Below are 16,853 nucleotides of genomic sequence, written 5' to 3'. Positions count from 1 at the left end.
TCAGTCGGCGCTCGGCCGGACTTCGCAGGTCGGGCGGCCGTCGTCCAGCCGGCAGACGACGTACGACGTTCCGCCCGACTCCTGCGTCGCACGCCAGGGCATGACCGCATCGCCGCTCAGCAGGGCGTCGAGGGTCTGCAGTTCCGGATCGCGCTGCTCGGGGTGATGGCGGTACCCGGCCGCTCCGAGTGCCAGCGCGATCGCCATGCCGAGCAGGTTCACCTCGGTGGGCTGATCCGGAGCCACCGAATCGTCGGCGGGCTCGAGCCTGATCCCGTGATCGGGGACCTCGACGATCCGCGCGACGTACCTGCCGGCTGTCATGACTCCGAGCGTAGCCCCAGAGGCTGTCCGGTCCGGCACCTCACCGCGCCGGCGGTCCCCGATCGAGGACCGCCGGTGGCTCGTCCGGCCCTGGTCAGGATGAGAAGGCGGCGTCGAAGGAGGCGGTCGGCGGGTCGAACGCCAGCGAGCGGACGAACTGGACGGCTTCGGCGGCACCGACCAGGCGGTCCATCCCGGCGTCCTCCCACTCGACCGAGATCGGGCCGTCGTACCCGATCGTGTTGAGCATCCGGAAGCACGCCTCCCACGGGACGTCACCGTGGCCGGTGGACACGAAGTCCCAGCCGCGGCGCGGGTCGCCCCAGGCCAGGTGCGACCCCATCCGGCCGTTGCGTCCGTTGCCGACCTGGCGCTTCGCGTCCTTGCAGTCGACGTGGTAGATCCGGTCCTTGAAGTCCCACAGGAAGCCGACCGGGTCGAGGTCCTGCCAGACGAAGTGCGACGGGTCCCAGTTGAGCCCGAACGCCGGCCGGTGCCCGATCGCCTCCAGCGTCGCGGTGGTCGACCAGTAGTCGTAGGCGATCTCGGACGGGTGCACCTCGTGCGCGAACCGGACGCCGACCTCGTCGAACACGTCCAGGATCGGGTTCCACCGGTCGGCGAAGTCCCGGTACCCGGCCTCGATCATGGCCGGCGGAACCGGCGGGAACATCGCGACCGTCTTCCAGATCGACGAGCCGGTGAAGCCGACGACCACGTCGACGCCGAGCGCCCGGGCCGCCCGGGCGGTCGTCTTCATCTCCTCGGCGGCCCGCTGCCGGACGCCCTCGGGGTCGCCGTCGCCCCAGATGTGCGCGGGCAGGATCGCCTGGTGCCGCTGGTCGATCGGGTCGTCGCAGACCGCCTGGCCGAGCAGGTGGTTGGAGATCGTCCACACCTTCAGGTTGTACTTCTCCAGGATGTCGCGGCGGCCGCGCACGTACGCCTCGTCCTCGGCGGCCTTCCGGACGTCCAGGTGGTCACCCCAGCAGGCGATCTCCAGCCCGTCGTACCCCCACTCGGAGGCGAGCCGGGCCACCTCCTCGAACGGCAGGTCGGCCCACTGGCCGGTGAACAGGGTGATCGGTCGAGCCATGTCCTCTACTCCTTACTCGAACAGCTTCTTCTGGTACGACGCCGGCCGGGGGCGGACCGGGTTCGGGAGGGCAGGAGTGTCCCCGGCGGCGCCTGCAGCGCGGGGCGGCGACGGGCACGGTGACGGTTGCCGCCGGCACCGTGCCCTCGGCCGGAGGTGCCCTGCTTGCGCGGGTTTACCAGGGGATCAGCGGACGCCGAGCAGGTGCTCCATCGCCAACTGGTCCAGCTTCTCGAACCCGAGACCGCGCTCGGCCAGCGAGTCCCGGTCGTACTTCTCGTTCCGGAGGTCGTCGAGCGTCTCGCCCTCGCCCAGCGTCGGCTCGGACAGCTCGGCGACCCGGGCGGCGGCCAGCGCCTCCTGGACCTCCGGATCGGCCCGGAACGCCCGCACCTTCTCCCGCAGGATCAGGTAGTTCCGCATCGACGCCCGCGCGGTCTCCCACACTCCGTCCTCGTCCTCGGTCCGCGGCGGCTTGTAGTCGAAGTGGACGTAACCGTCGTAGCCCGGCCGGCCCTCGGATCCCTGCAGCACGTCGACGGTCCAGAACGCCCCGCGCAGGTTCCCGGCCCCGAAGCGCAGGTCCTGGTCGAACCGCGGACCGTGCTGCCCGTTCAGGTCGATGTGGTACAGCTTCCCGTGCCACAGCGCCTGCGCGATGCCGTGCGCGTAGTTCAGTCCGGCCATCTCCTCGTGCCCGACCTCCGGGTTGAGCCCGACCAGCTCGGGATGCTCGAGCTCGTTGATGAAGGCGATGGCGTGGCCGATCGACGGCAGCAGGATGTCACCCCGCGGCTCGTTCGGCTTCGGCTCGAGGGCGAACCGGATGTCATATCCCTTCTCGCGGACGTACGTCGTGAGCAGGTCCATCGACTCCTTGTACCGGTCGAGCGCGGCGCGGACGTCCTTCGAGCCACCGGACTCGGCCCCTTCACGACCGCCCCAGAGCACGTACGTCGACGCACCCAGCTCGGCGGCCAGGTCGACGTTGCGCAGCACCTTCGACAGTGCGTACCGCCGAACCGACCGGTCGTTCGCGGTCAGGCCGCCGTCCTTGAAGACCGGGTGGGCGAACAGGTTGGTGGTGGCCATCTCGACCACGATGCCGGTGTCGGCCAGCGCCTTGGTGAACCGCTCGAGCACCTGCTGCCGGGTGCTGTCGTCGGGCACCACGTCGTCGTCGTGGAACGAGATCGCCGCGGCCCCGAGCTCCGCGAGCTTCTCGACCGCGTGGACCGGATCCATCGCCGGGCGGACCGCCGTACCGAAGACGTCGACGCCCTGCCAGCCGATCGTCCAGAGACCGAACGAGAACTTGTCGTCCTTCGTCGGGGTGTAGCTGTTCATGCGGGAATCTCCTGCCATTGTCGGGAGGTCGAGCTGGCCTCGACCGCGGCCAGCACCCGCTGGACCCGCAGCCCGTCGGCGAACGACGGTGCGGGATCGGCTCCTTCGGCGATCGCGGTGACCAGGTCGACGACTTGATGGGTGAACCCGTGCTCGTACCCGAGCAGGTGGCCGGGTGGCCACCACGCTCCGACGTACGGGTGGGCGGACTCGGTGGCGAGGATCCGCCGGAAGCCGGCGGTGCGCGCGTCCTCGGTCGCGTCGTAGAAGTGCAGGAGGTTCATGTCCTCGAAGTCGAACGCGAGACTGCCCAGGCTGCCGTTGATCTCGATCCGGATCGCGTTCTTGCGGCCGGTGGCGAACCGGGTGGCCTCGAAGACGCCGAGCGCGCCGGAACCGAACCGGGCCAGGAACACCGCGGCGTCGTCGACCGTGACGGGTCCGCGCTCGCTGCCCGCCGTACCGGCCAGGCCGGAGTGCTCGGCCGCGACCGGGCGCTCCTTCACGAACGTCTCCAGCTGACCGCTCACCTCGGTGATGCTGTCGCCGGTGATGTACTGGGTCAGGTCGATGATGTGCGCGCCGATGTCGCCGAGCGCACCGGAACCGGCCTTCTCCTTGTCCAGCCGCCACGACAGCGGCGCCTCCGGATCGGCGATCCAGTCCTGCAGGTACTGCGCCCGGACGTGCCGGATCGTCCCGAGTTTGCCCTCGGCAACGAGTTGCCGGGCCAGCGCGATCGCCGGCACCCGGCGGTAGGTGAACCCGACCATCGACCTGATCCCCTTGGCCGCCGCCGTCTCGGCCGCGGCGGTCATCGCCTCGGCCTCCTCGACCGTGTTGGCCAGCGGCTTCTCGCACAGCACGTGCTTGCCGGCCTCCAGCGCGGCGATGGCGATCTCGGCGTGGCTGTCGCCCGGTGTGCAGACGTCGATCAGCTGGATGTCGTCGCGGCCGAGCAGCTTGCGCCAGTCGGTCTCGGTCTCCTTCCAGCCGAGCTTGGTCGCCGCGGCCGCGACCGCGTCCGGGTTGCGGCCGCAGAGCACGTTCATGGCGGGGTTCAGCGGCAGGTCGAAGAAGCGCGGCGCGCTCCGCCAGGCCTGCGAATGGGCCGCACCCATGAACGCGTAGCCGATCAGGCCGATGCCCAGGTCTGTCATAGCTCTCCTTCTAGCTCTCGAATGCTGTGGGCAGGTACTGGTCCACGTTGTCCTTGGTCACCACCGGCGCGTACAGCTGGATGGTGCGCGGCACCTCGACCTCCACCAGGTCGCCGAGAGCCTTCTTCTGCACCAGCAGCCGGGCCAGCCGGACGCCGTCCGCGCCCTGCGTGGACGGGTAGATGACGGTCGCCCGCAGCAGACTGTTGCCGGACTTGATGTCGCGCATCACGTTCGCCGAGCCGGCGCCGCCGACGACGAAGAACTCCTTGCGACCGGAGTTCTTGATCGCCGCCATCACGCCGACCCCCTGGTCGTCGTCGTGGTTCCAGATCGCGTCGATCTTCGGGGCCGCCTGCAACAGGTTCGCGGCCGCCTTCTCACCGGACTCGACGGTGAACTCGGCGGCGACCCGGTTGCTCACCTTCAGGCCGCAGTCGGCCAGCGCCTCCTTGAAGCCCTGGCTGCGGGCCTGGGTCAGCGGCAGCGAGTCGATCCCGGCGATCTCGGCGATCACCGCGTCCTTCTTGCCCTTCATCTCCTGGCAGATGTAGGTGCCGGCGGAGATGCCCATCCCCTTGTTGTCCCCGAGGATGGTGGTCCGGGCGGCGAACGTGCTGTCGAACTCGCGGTCCACGTTCACCACGGTGATCCCGGCCTCCATCGCCTTGATCGCCACCGGGGTCAGTGCCGCGCCGTCGAACGGCAGCAGCACGATCGCGTCCACCTTCTGGTTGATGAACGTCTCCACCTGGCTGATCTGCAGGTTCACATCGTTGGTGCCCTCGGCAACGATCAGCTCGATGTCGGAGTACTTCTTCGCCTCCGCCTGGGTGGCCTTGGTGATCGCACCCATCCAGCCGTGGTCGGCGGCCGGCGCGGAGAACCCGATCCGGACCTTCTTCCCCGGTTCGTCGTTCTTGCCGCCGGCGACCGCCTGCGGCGCCTGCGCGTTGTTGTCGTTCTCCTCGGCCTCCGGGGTGTTGCTGGTGCAGGCCGCCAGCGCCAGCGCGGTCAGACCGGCCAGGACCAGTGTTCGGGCGGAACGTCGGGACATCCTTGTCCTCCTTGGGCTATCAGCTGGTGGTGCGGGTCGCGGTGAGGCGGCCGCCTCCGGCCAGCCGCTGCTGGAGAAGGACCGCGATCACGATGATCACGCCCTTCGCCACCGACTGGGCGGAGATGCTCAGGTTGTTCAGGGTGAAGACGTTGTTCAGGGTGGTGAAGATGAGTACGCCGAACACCGTGCCGACGATCGTGCCGCGGCCGCCCGACAGCAGCGTGCCGCCGATCACCACCGCCGCGATCGCGTCCAGTTCGTACAACTGACCGTGGGTCGAACTGCCGGTCGTCGTACGGGCCATCAGCATCACCGCGGCGATCCCGCAGCACAGTCCGGCCAGCACGTAGAGGGCGACGGTGTGCCGCTGCACCTTGAGGCCGGCCAGGCGGGCGGCCTCGGCGTTGCCGCCGACGGCGAAGGTCCGGCGGCCGAAGGTCGTCCGGTTCAGCACCACCCAGCCGGCCGCGGCGACCAGCACGAAGATCCAGACCAGCACCGGGACGCCGATCAGCGAACCGCCGAAGAAGTCCACGAACCCGTTCACCGCGATGATCTGGGTCTTGCGGTCGGAGATGATTTCGGCCAGGCCCCGGGCCGCGGCCAGCATGGCCAGGGTCGCGATGAACGGTACGACCTTGCCGTAGGCAACGAGCAGGCCGTTGACCAGACCGCAGGCCGCGCCGACCAGGAGCGCGGTGCTGACCATCAGGATCCAGTGGTAGTCCTCGGCCAGCTGCTGCGTGGCCAGGGTGGTCGCCCAGACCGAGGCGAGCGCGACGAGCGCACCGACGGACAGGTCGATCCCACCGCCGGTGATGACGAACGTCATCCCGATGCTCACCACGCCGATGACCGCGGCGAGACGCAGGATGGTCAGCAGGTTGGCACCGGTCGCGAACGTGTCGCCGGCGGTGACGACGCCGACCAGACACAGTAGGACCAACGCCACCACCAGGCCGAGGTTGCGCCCCATACTCGACATGAACAGGTTGCCCGACCGCGGCGCCGCAGGCGGGGTGACAGTTGCCTGTGTCGACGCGGTCTGTTCCGGGGGACGTGCGATGTCCTTGCTCACACTGCACTTCCTTCCATCACCAGGTCGAGGACCCGGTGTTCGTCGATGGCTTGCGCGGGTCCGCTGTACACGGCCCGTCCCTCCCGCAGTACGACGACCCGGTCGGCGAGCCCGAGGACTTCCTCGACCTCGCTGGAGACCAGCACGATCGCCACCCCGTTGGCGGCCAGCTTGTGGATCAGGGCGTAGATCTCGGACCGCGCCCCCACGTCGACGCCCCGGGTGGGCTCGTCGAGCAGCAGTACGCGGCAGTCCCGCAAGAGCCAGCGGGCCAGCACGACCTTCTGCTGGTTGCCACCGGACAGGTTGCGGACCGGATGGTCCACGCCGGCCGGGCGGACATCCAGTGCCCTGGTCAGTTCGGCGGCCGCTTCCCGTTCGGCGCGGCCGTTCAGGAAACCGCCGCTGGCGAACCGCTGCATGGTCGACACCGTGATGTTCTTGTACACCGCCTCGTCCAGCAGCAGGGCCTGGCTCTTCCGCTCCTCCGGTGCCAGCCCGACGCCCGCCTTCACCGCGGACTGCACGTTGCCCGGGCGCAGCGTCATTCCGTCCACCCGGACCGATCCGGTCGCCGCCCGGCGAGCGCCGTACACCGTCTCCAGTACTTCGGAACGCCCCGAGCCGACCAGTCCGGCCAGGCCGAGGACCTCGCCGGCGCGGACGGTGAACCCGATCCCGGCGAACTCGCCCGGCCGGGTCAGGTCGTCCACCTGGAGCACGACGGGCGCCGTACCGGGGACCTCCCGGCGGGGCGGGAAGACGTACTCGATGGAGCGGCCGGTCATCAGCCGGATGAGTTCCCGGGTCGGCGTCTCGCGGGCGTCCAGGCCGGTCGCGACGGTGCGGCCGTCCTTCAGCACGGTCACCCGGTCGCCGATCTGGCGGATCTCCTCGAGCCGGTGCGAGATGTAGACGACCGCGACACCGCGTGCGGTGAGGTCGCGGATGACCCGGAACAGGTTGGACACCTCTTCGGGGTCGAGGACGGCGGACGGCTCGTCCATCACGATCAGCCGGGCATCCCGCGACAACGCGCGCGCCATGCTGACCACCTGCTGGCCCGCGGCCGGCAGCGAACCGACTGTCCGGTGTGTCGGGATCTCACTGTGGCCGAGACCCTGGAGGATCTCGCGCGCCCGGGTGGTCGCCTCGTGCCGGCGGCTGAACCCGAACCGGGCCGGCTCGTGGCCGAGGAAGATGTTCTCGGCGACGCTCAACTCCGGAACCAGGTCGAGTTCCTGGTAGATCGCGGCGATACCGCGCTGGATCGCGTCGGTCGGGCTGTTCAGCTGCACCTGCTCGCCGTTGAGGTGGATCGCGCCCGCATCGGGCTGATGGGCGCCGGTCAGCACCCGGATCAGGGTCGACTTGCCGGCACCGTTCTGGCCGAGCAGGCAGTGCACCTCGCCGGCCCGAACGTCGAGGTCGACGCCGTCGAGCGCCCGCACGCCCGGAAACTCCTTGACGATGCCCGTCATGGTCAGTAAGTCGGTCATTGTGCGACTCCTGCCTCGGCGCGGCCGATTGTGGTCGGGTCGACGAAGACCTGGTCCAGCGAGATCTGAGCCCCGCCGCGCACTGCCGCGGTGAAGCCGAGCTCCGAGCGCACCACCCGGCAGCCGCCGCCGTCCGGGGCGATCACGTGGTCGCGGATCGCCGTCTCCAGTGGTTCTTCCAGCCACGGCCCGAGGACGGCGAAGTAGCCGCCGAGCACGAGCACGTCCGGGTTCAGGATGTTCACCAGGATCGCTCCCCCAATCCCCAGCCAGGTTCCGACGTCCGCCAGCGCGGTCAGCGTCCGCGGCTCCCCCACCTCGGCCCGCGCGGTGATCTCGGCCAGCCGCTGTTCGACGTCCAGCGACGGGTCACGCACCGGATCGTCCTCGTCCGTTGCCTTGTGCAACAGTGCGGTCAGGCCGACGACCGTCTCCCAGCAACCGGTCCGGCCGCACCCGCAGATCCGGCCGGGCGGCGCGACCGGCATGTGCCCGACCTCGCCGCTGTACCCGTGCCCCCCGCGCAGCAGATGCCCGTTCGACACCACCCCGCCGCCGACCCCGACCGCACCCGTCAGCAGCACGATGTCCTGGACCGGCTCGACCTTCCGCAGCTCCGAGTACGCCGCCAGCGCGGCAAGGTTCGCCTCGTTGTCCACGCGCAGCGGGTACGCCGGTTCGCCCAGCCGTTCACGCATCTCCCGGACCACCGGGATCTCGCCCCAACCCAGGTTCGGCGCCAGCTTCAGTTCGCCGGTGTGACCTTGGACGAGGCCTGGTACGGCGAGTGTCACGCCGGCCACCTGGCCACCCCGGGCGTCCACGGTCGCCACCGCCTCACGAATCAGGCCGGCCAGGCGGTCGAGCGTCGTACCCGGGTCGAGATGGGCGACGTCGAGGGGGACGCGGCGGTCGCTGACGGTGTCGCCGGACAGGTCGAGTGCGGTGACGGCGAGGTAGTCGACGTTGATCTCGGCGCCGACGCCGCACACACCGGTGCCGTCGAGTTCGACGAGTTGGCCGGGCCGGCCGAGGGCCCGGGTGGAGTCGGCCGGACCTTCGCGGAGCAGACCGCGCTCGACGAGTTCGGCGACCAGACTGCTGACGGTCGCCTTGTTGAGGCCGGTGTCGGCGGCGATCCGGGCTCGTGACCGCGGGCCGAGATCGCGGACGTGGCGCAGGACGACGGACAGGTTGTTGCGCCGGAGCGCGACATGGTCGGCGGCGACGACGCGGCTGCCCGGACGGCTGCCACCGGTCAACGTCATGCGAGTCCCCACCCATCCACCGCTGTGAGCCCGATCACAGACTTCGTCTGTTGAACCAACAAACTAAGTACTGCGTGGAAACGGCGTCAAGATGCTGGGGTCAAGTTTTCGCCGACCGTACTGTGCAACCGCTCAAGCCAACTACAGGCGGGCACATCTCCAGGCGGCGGGTTGCGGGACGACTGAACGACCGGCTGATGTCCGGCCGGGTCTTCAGAACAGTTCGAGGCTGTCCGAGGCGAGGGTGATGACCGGGTTCTCGAGGTAGAGGCGGCAGGCGATCGCGTGACCGGCGCAGGTGAGCAGAGCCGGGCCGGCCGCGTCGACCACGCGGTAGGCGACCGGGTGCTCGCAGCGTTCGACGGCGCCCTCGTTCTCATGGTGACAGCCGAGCACGTGACAGGTGACGGTCTCGCCGACGTTCATCAGGGTGAGGCCGTGCTCGGGGCAGACACCCCAGCCGACGCCGCACCGCTGGCCTTCGTTCGCGGCCAGGCGGATCAGGTTGCCGGCCGTCGCTTCCAACTCAGTGGCGATCGACCTGAACGTGCTGGCGGCGTGGTCGAGATCGCGGCGGAAGCGCCGCAGTTCAGGTGATTCCGGCATCCCGCGAGTGGCTGCCTGCAGATTCTCCGACAGCGCCATCGCGGCGACGGCGATCTCGTCGACCCGGACCGGAGTGCTGAACTCGCCGAGCCTTGCGCCGTTGGTCCGGCCGTTCGTCCGCGCGACCGGCTGCTCAGGGGCGGCATCCGGTGCGGGCTCTGGGTGCTCGATGTGGTTCAGCTGAGGCTCTGGTTGCGGATCGTGACCATTGGTCCCGTTCGCCGCCGCGGTCTCGTTCACCGGGAGCCGACTCTCCTGCGCTGTCCGCCCGTTCATACAGCCTCACCCGTCCAATGCCTGGCCATCGCCATGCGCGCCCCCTGAAGTGCCTCCGGTGGCCGATCGTGCCATGGTTCCGGCGCTCCCGACCAGAGGAAATCACCCAGCGTCACCCACTGCTCCCCCTCCCTTGCGCAATGCAACGATCCGCCCCGGACTTCGGCCAGATTCCCCACTCAGCGTCGGCATAGTCACACGCTGAGCATTCCTCAACGTGCCTTTAACATTTCGGCACTCACCGTCACGGCGAGGTAGCAGTCAGGTGCCGCTCGAGGAACTCGCCTATCGGAGCGTGGGCCTTCACGGCCGAGGTCGGCGAGTCCTCAGGTAACTCTATGGTGAGCACGGGACGAGTCCAGACCACGCCTGGTTGCCGCTTTTGACATGAGACCGAGCAGGCAGGGGACATCCAACTTCTGACATACTCCGGGCGACTATCACTCTGAGACCCTTGGGGGGGTCCGTGTCCTTTCGTCCTGCTCACCTGCTCCGCCTGGCTGTTCCCGCCGCCTTGGTCGCAGGCGCACTGGTCACACTGACAAGCTCTTCCGGTTCCGCGGCCCAGCCGGGTCCGTACCGCCCACCCTTCCCCTCGACCCATCAGAGTGCGAAGGCCGAGTTCGAGCCGAACGCGGTCGTGGTGAAGTTCAAGAAGAAGGCCACGACCACCGCCCGCAAGGCCGCTGTCTCCAAGGTCCGCGCCACCACCCAGGACTCCCTGTCGAGCAGCGTCGTCAAGCTGAAGGGTGACGTCCCGGCCCAGGATCTGCTGAAGAAGGTCCAGGCCGATCCCACGGTCGAAGTGGCCGCGCTGAACTACAAGCGCCGGATCGCCGCCACCCCGAACGACACGTACTACGCCTCCCACCAGCGGACCTATCTCAACACCGTTCGGGTCCCGCAGGCCTGGGACCTGTCGAAGTCGGCCGGCACCCAGATCGTCGCCGTACTCGACACCGGCGTGGACGCCGGACACCCTGACCTGGCCGGCCACCTGGTCGCCGGCTACAACGCGGTGTCCAGCACCAGGCCCAACCCGGTCGACGACAACGGCCACGGCACCATGACGCTCGGCATCATCGCCGCCGGCGCGAACAACGGCGCGGGCGTGGCCGGCGTCGGCTGGTCCGTGAAGGCGATGCCGGTCAAGGTCCTCGGCGCGGACGGCTCCGGCCACGACGCGGACATCGCCGAGGGCATCGACTGGGCCGTTGCCCACGGCGCCAAAGTCATCAACCTGTCGCTCGGCGGTCCTGGCTACAGCTCGGTTCTGAGCACCTCGGTGGCGAACGCGATCGCGCGGGGAGTCGTCGTGGTGGCGGCGGCCGGCAATGACGGCACCGGCGTTGCGCAGTACCCGGCGGCGTTCTACGGAGTGATCGCGGTCGGCGCGACCAATGCCGGAGGCGTGAAGACGGACTTCAGCTCGTACGGCGACTGGGTGGACGTCGCCGCCCCAGGCTGGGACATTCTCAGTACGGGCGTCCGCGCGCTGACCCCGGCGGGGTCCCCGCCGTACTGGTACTGCACCGGCACCTCGTGCTCGGCGCCGATCGTCGCGGGTGTCGCCGCGCTGGTGAAGAACAAGTGGCCGGCGTTCACCCCGATCCAGGTCGAGACCCGGCTGAAGGCCCTGGCGCGCGACGCCGGCCCGCGAGGCTACGACCCGTACTACGGCGCCGGGATCCTGGACGCGTACGCCGCGCTCGGCGGCCCGTGGACGACGGACTTTCCGGCCGTCCCGGCGGACGGCAACGACCAGCCGGAGCGGGCCATCCCGGTGTCCACCGAGATCAGCACGACGATCGGTGTCGAGGGAGACGTCGACTGGTTCGAGGTGACCGCGGCCGAGGCCCGCAACCTCAAGGTGTCGGTGACCGGCCCGGACTTCGACAGCGTCTACGCGGTGAACATGGGTCCGCGCGTGGAGGTGTACGACGGCAACCTGCACTCGCTGGGCGGCACGGTCAAGGCGTTCCCGGACATCGACCCGGCGACACAGAAGCCGAAATGGGGTCCGCTGACCGCGTCCCTCGACGTCAGCGCGCCGGCCGGCAGCACATACATTGCCGTCAGCAACGACAACGGATCGCGCGACACCCGGCCGTACACGCTGACCATCACCGAGGACGGCAGGGGTCCGTCCACTCCCACCGTCGACTACCCGCTCCGCGATCTGCTGCCGGGCGACCTCTCGACGGTCGCGGATCTGGCCACTGAGCCGACGGTGACGTTCGCGCGCGATGTGGTCGCGACGACAGTCACCCCGAGCTCGGTCCGGTTGGTCAACGCCAAGAGCGGCGCCACGGTCGGAGCGACGGTGACCTACGACGCGACGACGCGACAGGCCGTCGTCAAGCCGTCGGTGCCGTTGATGGACAACACGCCGTACAAGATCGTCGTCAACGGCGTGCAGGAAGCCAACGGCAACGCGCCGCTCATTCCGGTCAGCAGTACCTTCTCGACGACCGACCTGGCTCCGCAGAAGCTGGTGTTCGACGGCAGCGGCGCGTATCTCGCCGCGACGCTCTCCTGGAAGATCCCGGCGATGTCCGACCTCGACCAGGTGATCGTACGACGGAACTCCGGCAGCACGGCGCCGACGCTGACGACCGGGACGCTGGTCTACTCGGGCACCGCCTCCAGCGTGCGGAACACCGGGCTCGCACAGGGCGTGACCTACACGTACGCCGCCTGGCTCAGGGATCGCAGTGGCAAGGTCAGCCCGGTGGCGACCACGCAACTGCTGGGCATGAAGACCGCGATCAGCACCACGTCGGCGCTGATCAGCTACGGCGGCACGATCACGTTGCGCGGGACCACGGCGCGGATCGACAACAAGGCGTACGCCGGGCTGCCGGTCAACCTGTACGTGCGGCCGAAGAACTCGTCGGCGTTCAAGCTGCTCGCGGCACTGAAGACGACGTCGACCGGAGCCGTCAGCTACGCGTACAAGCCGGCCGTGTCGTCGGTGTTCATGATGACATTCCCGGGCAACGGCGACCTGATGGGGACCCGCTCACCGGACCTCACCGTCCAGGTCGCGCCGACGATCTCCTCGGCGTTGTCACCGGCAACGATCCGGCTCGGGCAGGTCACCAAGTTCAGCGGGTACGTCGCTCCCGCGCACTACGGCACGCCGGTGTACCTGCAGCAGTACTCGAACAAGGTGTGGAAGTCGATCGCCTCGGTGAAGCTGAGTAGCTCGGGCGCGTACGCGTTCGGGATCAAGCCGGCCATCCGCGGCCAGATCGCCTACCGGGTCTGGTTCCCGGCCGATGCCGACCACGCGCAGGCCTTCAGCCCGTACCGGGTCCTGACCGTCAGCTGAAGCCGGGCTGTGCTACGGCAGGCGTTCTATCGTTCACTGTGAATTCTGTGGGGGTTCGAACAGCGTGAGACCAAAACGACGGCAGATCCTGATAGCGGGGGCAGCGGCGGCGGTGGCGACCGTCGCGTCGGCGGAGAGCTCGTCCGCCGCCGATCTCTACGGCTCCGGCCAGCTCGGCGACTGGACCATCCTCGGCCGGGCGATCTCGACCACGGCCACGATCACCTACGTCCGCGACAACGACGGCTTGTACATGTTCGGCGACAGCATCGCGGTCCAGGACGGCAAGGCCCTGGCCACCCTGCTGAAGAGCCGCACCGGCGCCAGTCTCGCGGTGCACAACTGGTCGGGACGGCCGACGGCGCCCGCCGTCGACGCCCTTCTGAACTGGGCCACCAAGTACGGCATGCCCCGCCGGATCCTGATGGCCACCGGCACCAACGACGTCTTCAACCCACCGGTGTTCGCCGCGCAGGTGGATCGCACCATGCGCATCGTCGGCTCGCAGCGCATCGTCTACTGGGTCAACACCCAGATCGCCCGGACCGCCAAACCCGCGTCCGTCCAGCTCGCGGATCAGCGCAACAGCGCCTGGGTCAACTCGCAACTGTCCGACGCCCAGAAGAAGTATCCGAACCTGCGCATCATCCGGTGGGCCGAGTACCTCGCGGCCCAGCCGTCCCGCCTCACCACGTTCCTGCGGGAGGGCGTGCACACCACCGTTCCCGCCGGCCAGAACGCCCGCAACGAACTCATCGTGCAGGCCATTCAAGCGGGCTGACGGCGGCTGCCCGCACCCTGAAGCGACCCGGTTGCAGCTATTGACATCGAGCGGGTCGGGGAAAGTGGACCAGACCTCTGGCATACTCCGGGCGACCACCGCTCTGAGACCCTTGGGGGGGTCCCCTTGTCTTTCCGTCCTGCTCAACTGCTGCGCCTGGGGCTGCCCGCGGCCATGGTCGCGGCGACGCTGGTGGCGGTGACCGGGTCGTCCGGCACCGCCGACGTGTCCGCCGAACCACGTCCGTTCCCGGCGAAGTTCCGCCCCGACAGAGGGGCAAGTGGACCCGCGTACGACGCGAAGTCCGTGATCGTGAAGTTCAAGCCGAAGGCCACCACCTCGGCCCGGAAAGCCGCGCTGGCAAGGGTGAAGGGCCGGCCGGATGTGTCCGTCACCTCGGACATCGTTACCGTGACCAGTGACGGGCCGGCTCCCGACCTGCTGAAGAAGGTCAAGGCAGACCCCGCGGTCGAGCTTGCCTCGCTCAACTACATCCGGAAGAAGTCGGCCACGCCGAACGACTGGCTGTACACCAACTACCAGAAGTACCTGCCGACCGTCCGGGTCAACCAGGCCTGGGACCTGAGCAAATCGGCCGGAACGCAGACGGTCGCCGTACTGGACACCGGCGTCGACGCCGGTCACCCGGACCTGGCCGGCCACCTGCTGCCGGGTTACAACACGTTCAACACCGCGTTGCCGCCCAACGACGGCGACGGTCACGGTACGGCGGTCACCGGCATCATCGCGGCCGGGACCGGCAACTCCATCGGCATCGCCGGCGTGGCCTGGAACGCCAAGGTCCGGCCGGTGAAGGTGCTCGACGACGGGGGCAACGGAAGCGACGCCAACGTCATCAACGGCATCAACTGGGCGGTCAAGAACGGCGCCCGGGTGATCAACATGTCGCTCGGCGGCGAAGGCGACAACCCGGTCCTGCACACCGCGATCAAGAACGCGGTCGCGAAGGGCGTCGTACTGGTTGCGGCAGCCGGCAACAGCGGAGTCTCGGCCCCGAACTACCCGGCCGCGTACCCGGAGGTCCTGTCGGTCGGCGCCACCAACTGGTACGGCGCGCTGACCGAGTTCAGCACGTACGGTGACACGGTCGACATCGCGGCACCGGGTTTCAACATCACCAGCACGGCGCCGCGCGCCCAGACCCCGGCGGGCTACGACCCCTACTACATCGGGCTCTCGGGCACCTCGTTCTCCTCCCCGATCGTCGCCGGCGTCGCGGCGCTGGTGCGGAACAAGTGGCCGTCGTTCACGCCGGCGCAGGTCATGTCCCGGCTGAAGGCGACCGCCCGTGACGCCGGGCCGCGCGGCACCGACCCGTACTTCGGCGCGGGCATGCTGGACGCGTACTACGCGCTCGGCGGCAAGTGGACCACCGACTTCCCCGGCGGCGGGGCCGATGGCAACGATCAGCCGTCCCGGGCGCTGCCGGTCTCCAGCTCGATCAGCTCCACCATCAGCACCGAGGGCGATGTCGACTGGTATGTGGTGAACTCGGCTGCGGCCCGCAACCTCAAGGTGTCGGTGACCGGACCGGAGTACAACCTCGACCTGCCGGTGAACATGGGCCCACGGGTCGACGTCTACGACGCCGACCTGCAGTCGCTCGCGCAGGCCGTGAACCCGTTCCCGGCCAACCCGACCGTCCCGGCACCGCTCACCGCGACCGCGAACGTCAGTGTGGCCGCCGGCGCCACGTACGTTGCCGTGCGCAACGACAACGGCTCGCGGGACACCCGCAGCTACACGCTGAGAATCAGCGAGGAAGGCGCCGGTGGGACGGAACCTGCCATCGCCTACCCGGTGCGTGACGTCCTGCCGGCCGACCGCGCGAGCGGAGCGGCGACCGGGACGCAGCCGGCCGTGACGTTCGCACGGGCCGTCGACCCCGCCACGGTGACCGCGAACACGGTCAAACTGGTCAACGGCAAGTCCGGCGGCTCCATCCCGGCCGCGGTCGACTACGACGCGGCCAGTAAGCGGGTCACGCTGATCCCGGGCAATCTGCTGGACAACACGACGTACCGGATCGTCGTTGCCGGCGTCCAGGAGGCGGGCGGCACTCCGCTCGCGCCGTTCAGCAGTGTCTTCACCACGGCTGACCTGGTTCCGAACAAGCCGGTGTTCGACGGAGCCGGGCTGTATGCGGCCGCGAACCTGGCGTGGAAGATCTCGCCGATGTCGGACCTCGACCAGGTGATCGTGCGACGCAACGTGGGCAGCAAGGCGCCGACGCTGACCACTGGCACGTTGGTCTACGCGGGTACGGCGTCCGCGGTGAAGAACACCGGGCTCGCGCAGGGTACGACGTACACCTTCGCGGCGTGGGTGAAGGACCGCAGCGGCAAGGTCAGCCCGGCCGCGGTCACCCAGCTGCTCGGGATGAAGTCCGGGATCGCGGTGACGACGACGTTGCTGAAGTACGGCGGGACGATCACGATCAAGGGCAGCACGCTGCGGATCGACAACAAGGCGTACGCCGGGCTGCCGGTCAACGTCTACGTGCGGCCGAAGAACGTGTCCACGTTCAAGTTGCTGGCGGCGTTGAAGACGTCGTCGACCGGCACCCTGTCTGTCACCCACAAGCCGACGGTGTCGTCGGTGTACATGCTGACGTTCCCCGGGAACGCCGATCTGATGGGTACCCGGACGCCTGACGTCACCGTGCAGGTGTCGCCGACGATCTCCGCGGCGTTGTCGCCGGCGTCGATCCGGTTGGGTCAGGTGACGAAGTTCAGCGGGTACGTCGCGCCGGCGCACTACGGCAAGTACGTCTACCTGCAGCAGTACTCGAACAAGGTCTGGAAGTCGATCGCGTGGGTCAAGCTGAGCTCGTCGGGCGCGTACGCGTTCGGCATCAAGCCCAGCATCCGCGGCCAGATCGCCTACCGCGTCTGGTTCCCGGGCGACACCGACCACACCCAGGCATACACCGCAAACAAAATCCTCACCGTCAGCTAACCACCAAGAATCAGCACGCCCCGGTCCACCGGGGCGTGCTGCGTT

General features: G+C 68.9%; 12 protein-coding genes. 3 read left to right on the top strand and 9 right to left on the bottom strand.

Annotated elements, in window-relative coordinates:
• The 9 genes from ACYVOK_RS13520 to ACYVOK_RS13480 form a co-directional block, all read right to left on the bottom strand.
• Positions 1 to 324, bottom strand: coding sequence for a hypothetical protein (locus ACYVOK_RS13520; RefSeq protein WP_460662708.1), 324 nt, complete (start codon positions 322 to 324; stop codon positions 1 to 3).
• A 94-nt stretch (positions 325 to 418) separates the two neighbouring features.
• Positions 419 to 1,420, bottom strand: coding sequence for a sugar phosphate isomerase/epimerase family protein (locus ACYVOK_RS13515; protein WP_460662707.1), 1,002 nt, complete (start codon positions 1,418 to 1,420; stop codon positions 419 to 421).
• Positions 1,421 to 1,606: 186 nt separating this feature from the next.
• On the bottom strand, positions 1,607 to 2,767 hold the full coding sequence (xylA, locus tag ACYVOK_RS13510) for a xylose isomerase (protein WP_460662706.1): 1,161 nt from the start codon (positions 2,765 to 2,767) through the stop codon (positions 1,607 to 1,609).
• Positions 2,764 to 3,927: a Gfo/Idh/MocA family protein gene (locus ACYVOK_RS13505; RefSeq protein WP_460662705.1), complete on the bottom strand. Its 1,164-nt coding sequence runs from the start codon at positions 3,925 to 3,927 to the stop codon at positions 2,764 to 2,766. The genes xylA and ACYVOK_RS13505 overlap by 4 nt, the downstream gene beginning before the upstream one ends.
• 10 nt (positions 3,928 to 3,937) lie before the next feature.
• Positions 3,938 to 4,984: a substrate-binding domain-containing protein gene (locus ACYVOK_RS13500; RefSeq protein WP_460662704.1), complete on the bottom strand. Its 1,047-nt coding sequence runs from the start codon at positions 4,982 to 4,984 to the stop codon at positions 3,938 to 3,940.
• 19 nt (positions 4,985 to 5,003) lie between these two features.
• Entirely contained in the window at positions 5,004 to 6,065 is a 1,062-nt protein-coding gene (locus ACYVOK_RS13495; protein ID WP_460662703.1) for an ABC transporter permease, read from the bottom strand.
• Positions 6,062 to 7,564 carry a sugar ABC transporter ATP-binding protein gene (locus ACYVOK_RS13490; protein WP_460662702.1) on the bottom strand — a complete coding sequence of 501 codons (1,503 nt, stop codon included), beginning with the start codon at positions 7,562 to 7,564 and terminating at the stop codon, positions 6,062 to 6,064. The genes ACYVOK_RS13495 and ACYVOK_RS13490 overlap by 4 nt, the downstream gene beginning before the upstream one ends.
• Positions 7,561 to 8,832, bottom strand: coding sequence for an ROK family protein (locus ACYVOK_RS13485; protein WP_460662701.1), 1,272 nt, complete (start codon positions 8,830 to 8,832; stop codon positions 7,561 to 7,563). The genes ACYVOK_RS13490 and ACYVOK_RS13485 overlap by 4 nt, the downstream gene beginning before the upstream one ends.
• Positions 8,833 to 9,045: 213 nt before the next feature.
• Complete coding sequence (locus ACYVOK_RS13480; RefSeq protein WP_460662700.1) at positions 9,046 to 9,678, bottom strand: hypothetical protein; 633 nt, start codon at positions 9,676 to 9,678, stop codon at positions 9,046 to 9,048.
• 502 nt (positions 9,679 to 10,180) lie between these two features.
• On the opposite strand from ACYVOK_RS13480, the gene ACYVOK_RS13475 reads away from it, so the two are divergent.
• From ACYVOK_RS13475 to ACYVOK_RS13465, 3 genes are all read left to right on the top strand, one after another.
• On the top strand, positions 10,181 to 13,048 hold the full coding sequence (locus ACYVOK_RS13475) for a S8 family serine peptidase (RefSeq protein ID WP_460662699.1): 2,868 nt from the start codon (positions 10,181 to 10,183) through the stop codon (positions 13,046 to 13,048).
• A 64-nt stretch (positions 13,049 to 13,112) separates the two neighbouring features.
• Positions 13,113 to 13,829 (top strand): SGNH/GDSL hydrolase family protein, encoded by a 717-nt coding sequence (locus tag ACYVOK_RS13470; protein WP_460662698.1) that lies wholly within the window; start codon positions 13,113 to 13,115, stop codon positions 13,827 to 13,829.
• A gap of 126 nt (positions 13,830 to 13,955) precedes the next feature.
• On the top strand, positions 13,956 to 16,808 hold the full coding sequence (locus tag ACYVOK_RS13465) for a S8 family serine peptidase (protein WP_460662697.1): 2,853 nt from the start codon (positions 13,956 to 13,958) through the stop codon (positions 16,806 to 16,808).
• Positions 16,809 to 16,853 lie beyond the last annotated feature (45 nt).

The organism is Kribbella swartbergensis, from assembly GCF_054784135.1.
Note: the sequence above shows the minus strand (reverse complement) of the source record. Positions and strands in the feature narration are given on the sequence as shown.

Bases quoted from the DNA above. Each gene is read 5' to 3' on its own strand.
- ACYVOK_RS13515 (WP_460662707.1), bottom strand. From the start codon at position 1,420: ATGGCTCGACCGATCACCCTGTTCACCGGCCAGTGGGCCGACCTGCCG.
- xylA (WP_460662706.1), bottom strand. From the start codon at position 2,767: ATGAACAGCTACACCCCGACGAAGGACGACAAGTTCTCGTTCGGTCTC.
- ACYVOK_RS13520 (WP_460662708.1), bottom strand. From the start codon at position 324: ATGACAGCCGGCAGGTACGTCGCGCGGATCGTCGAGGTCCCCGATCAC.
- ACYVOK_RS13500 (WP_460662704.1), bottom strand. From the start codon at position 4,984: ATGTCCCGACGTTCCGCCCGAACACTGGTCCTGGCCGGTCTGACCGCG.
- ACYVOK_RS13485 (WP_460662701.1), bottom strand. From the start codon at position 8,832: ATGACGTTGACCGGTGGCAGCCGTCCGGGCAGCCGCGTCGTCGCCGCC.
- ACYVOK_RS13490 (WP_460662702.1), bottom strand. From the start codon at position 7,564: ATGACCGACTTACTGACCATGACGGGCATCGTCAAGGAGTTTCCGGGC.
- ACYVOK_RS13505 (WP_460662705.1), bottom strand. From the start codon at position 3,927: ATGACAGACCTGGGCATCGGCCTGATCGGCTACGCGTTCATGGGTGCG.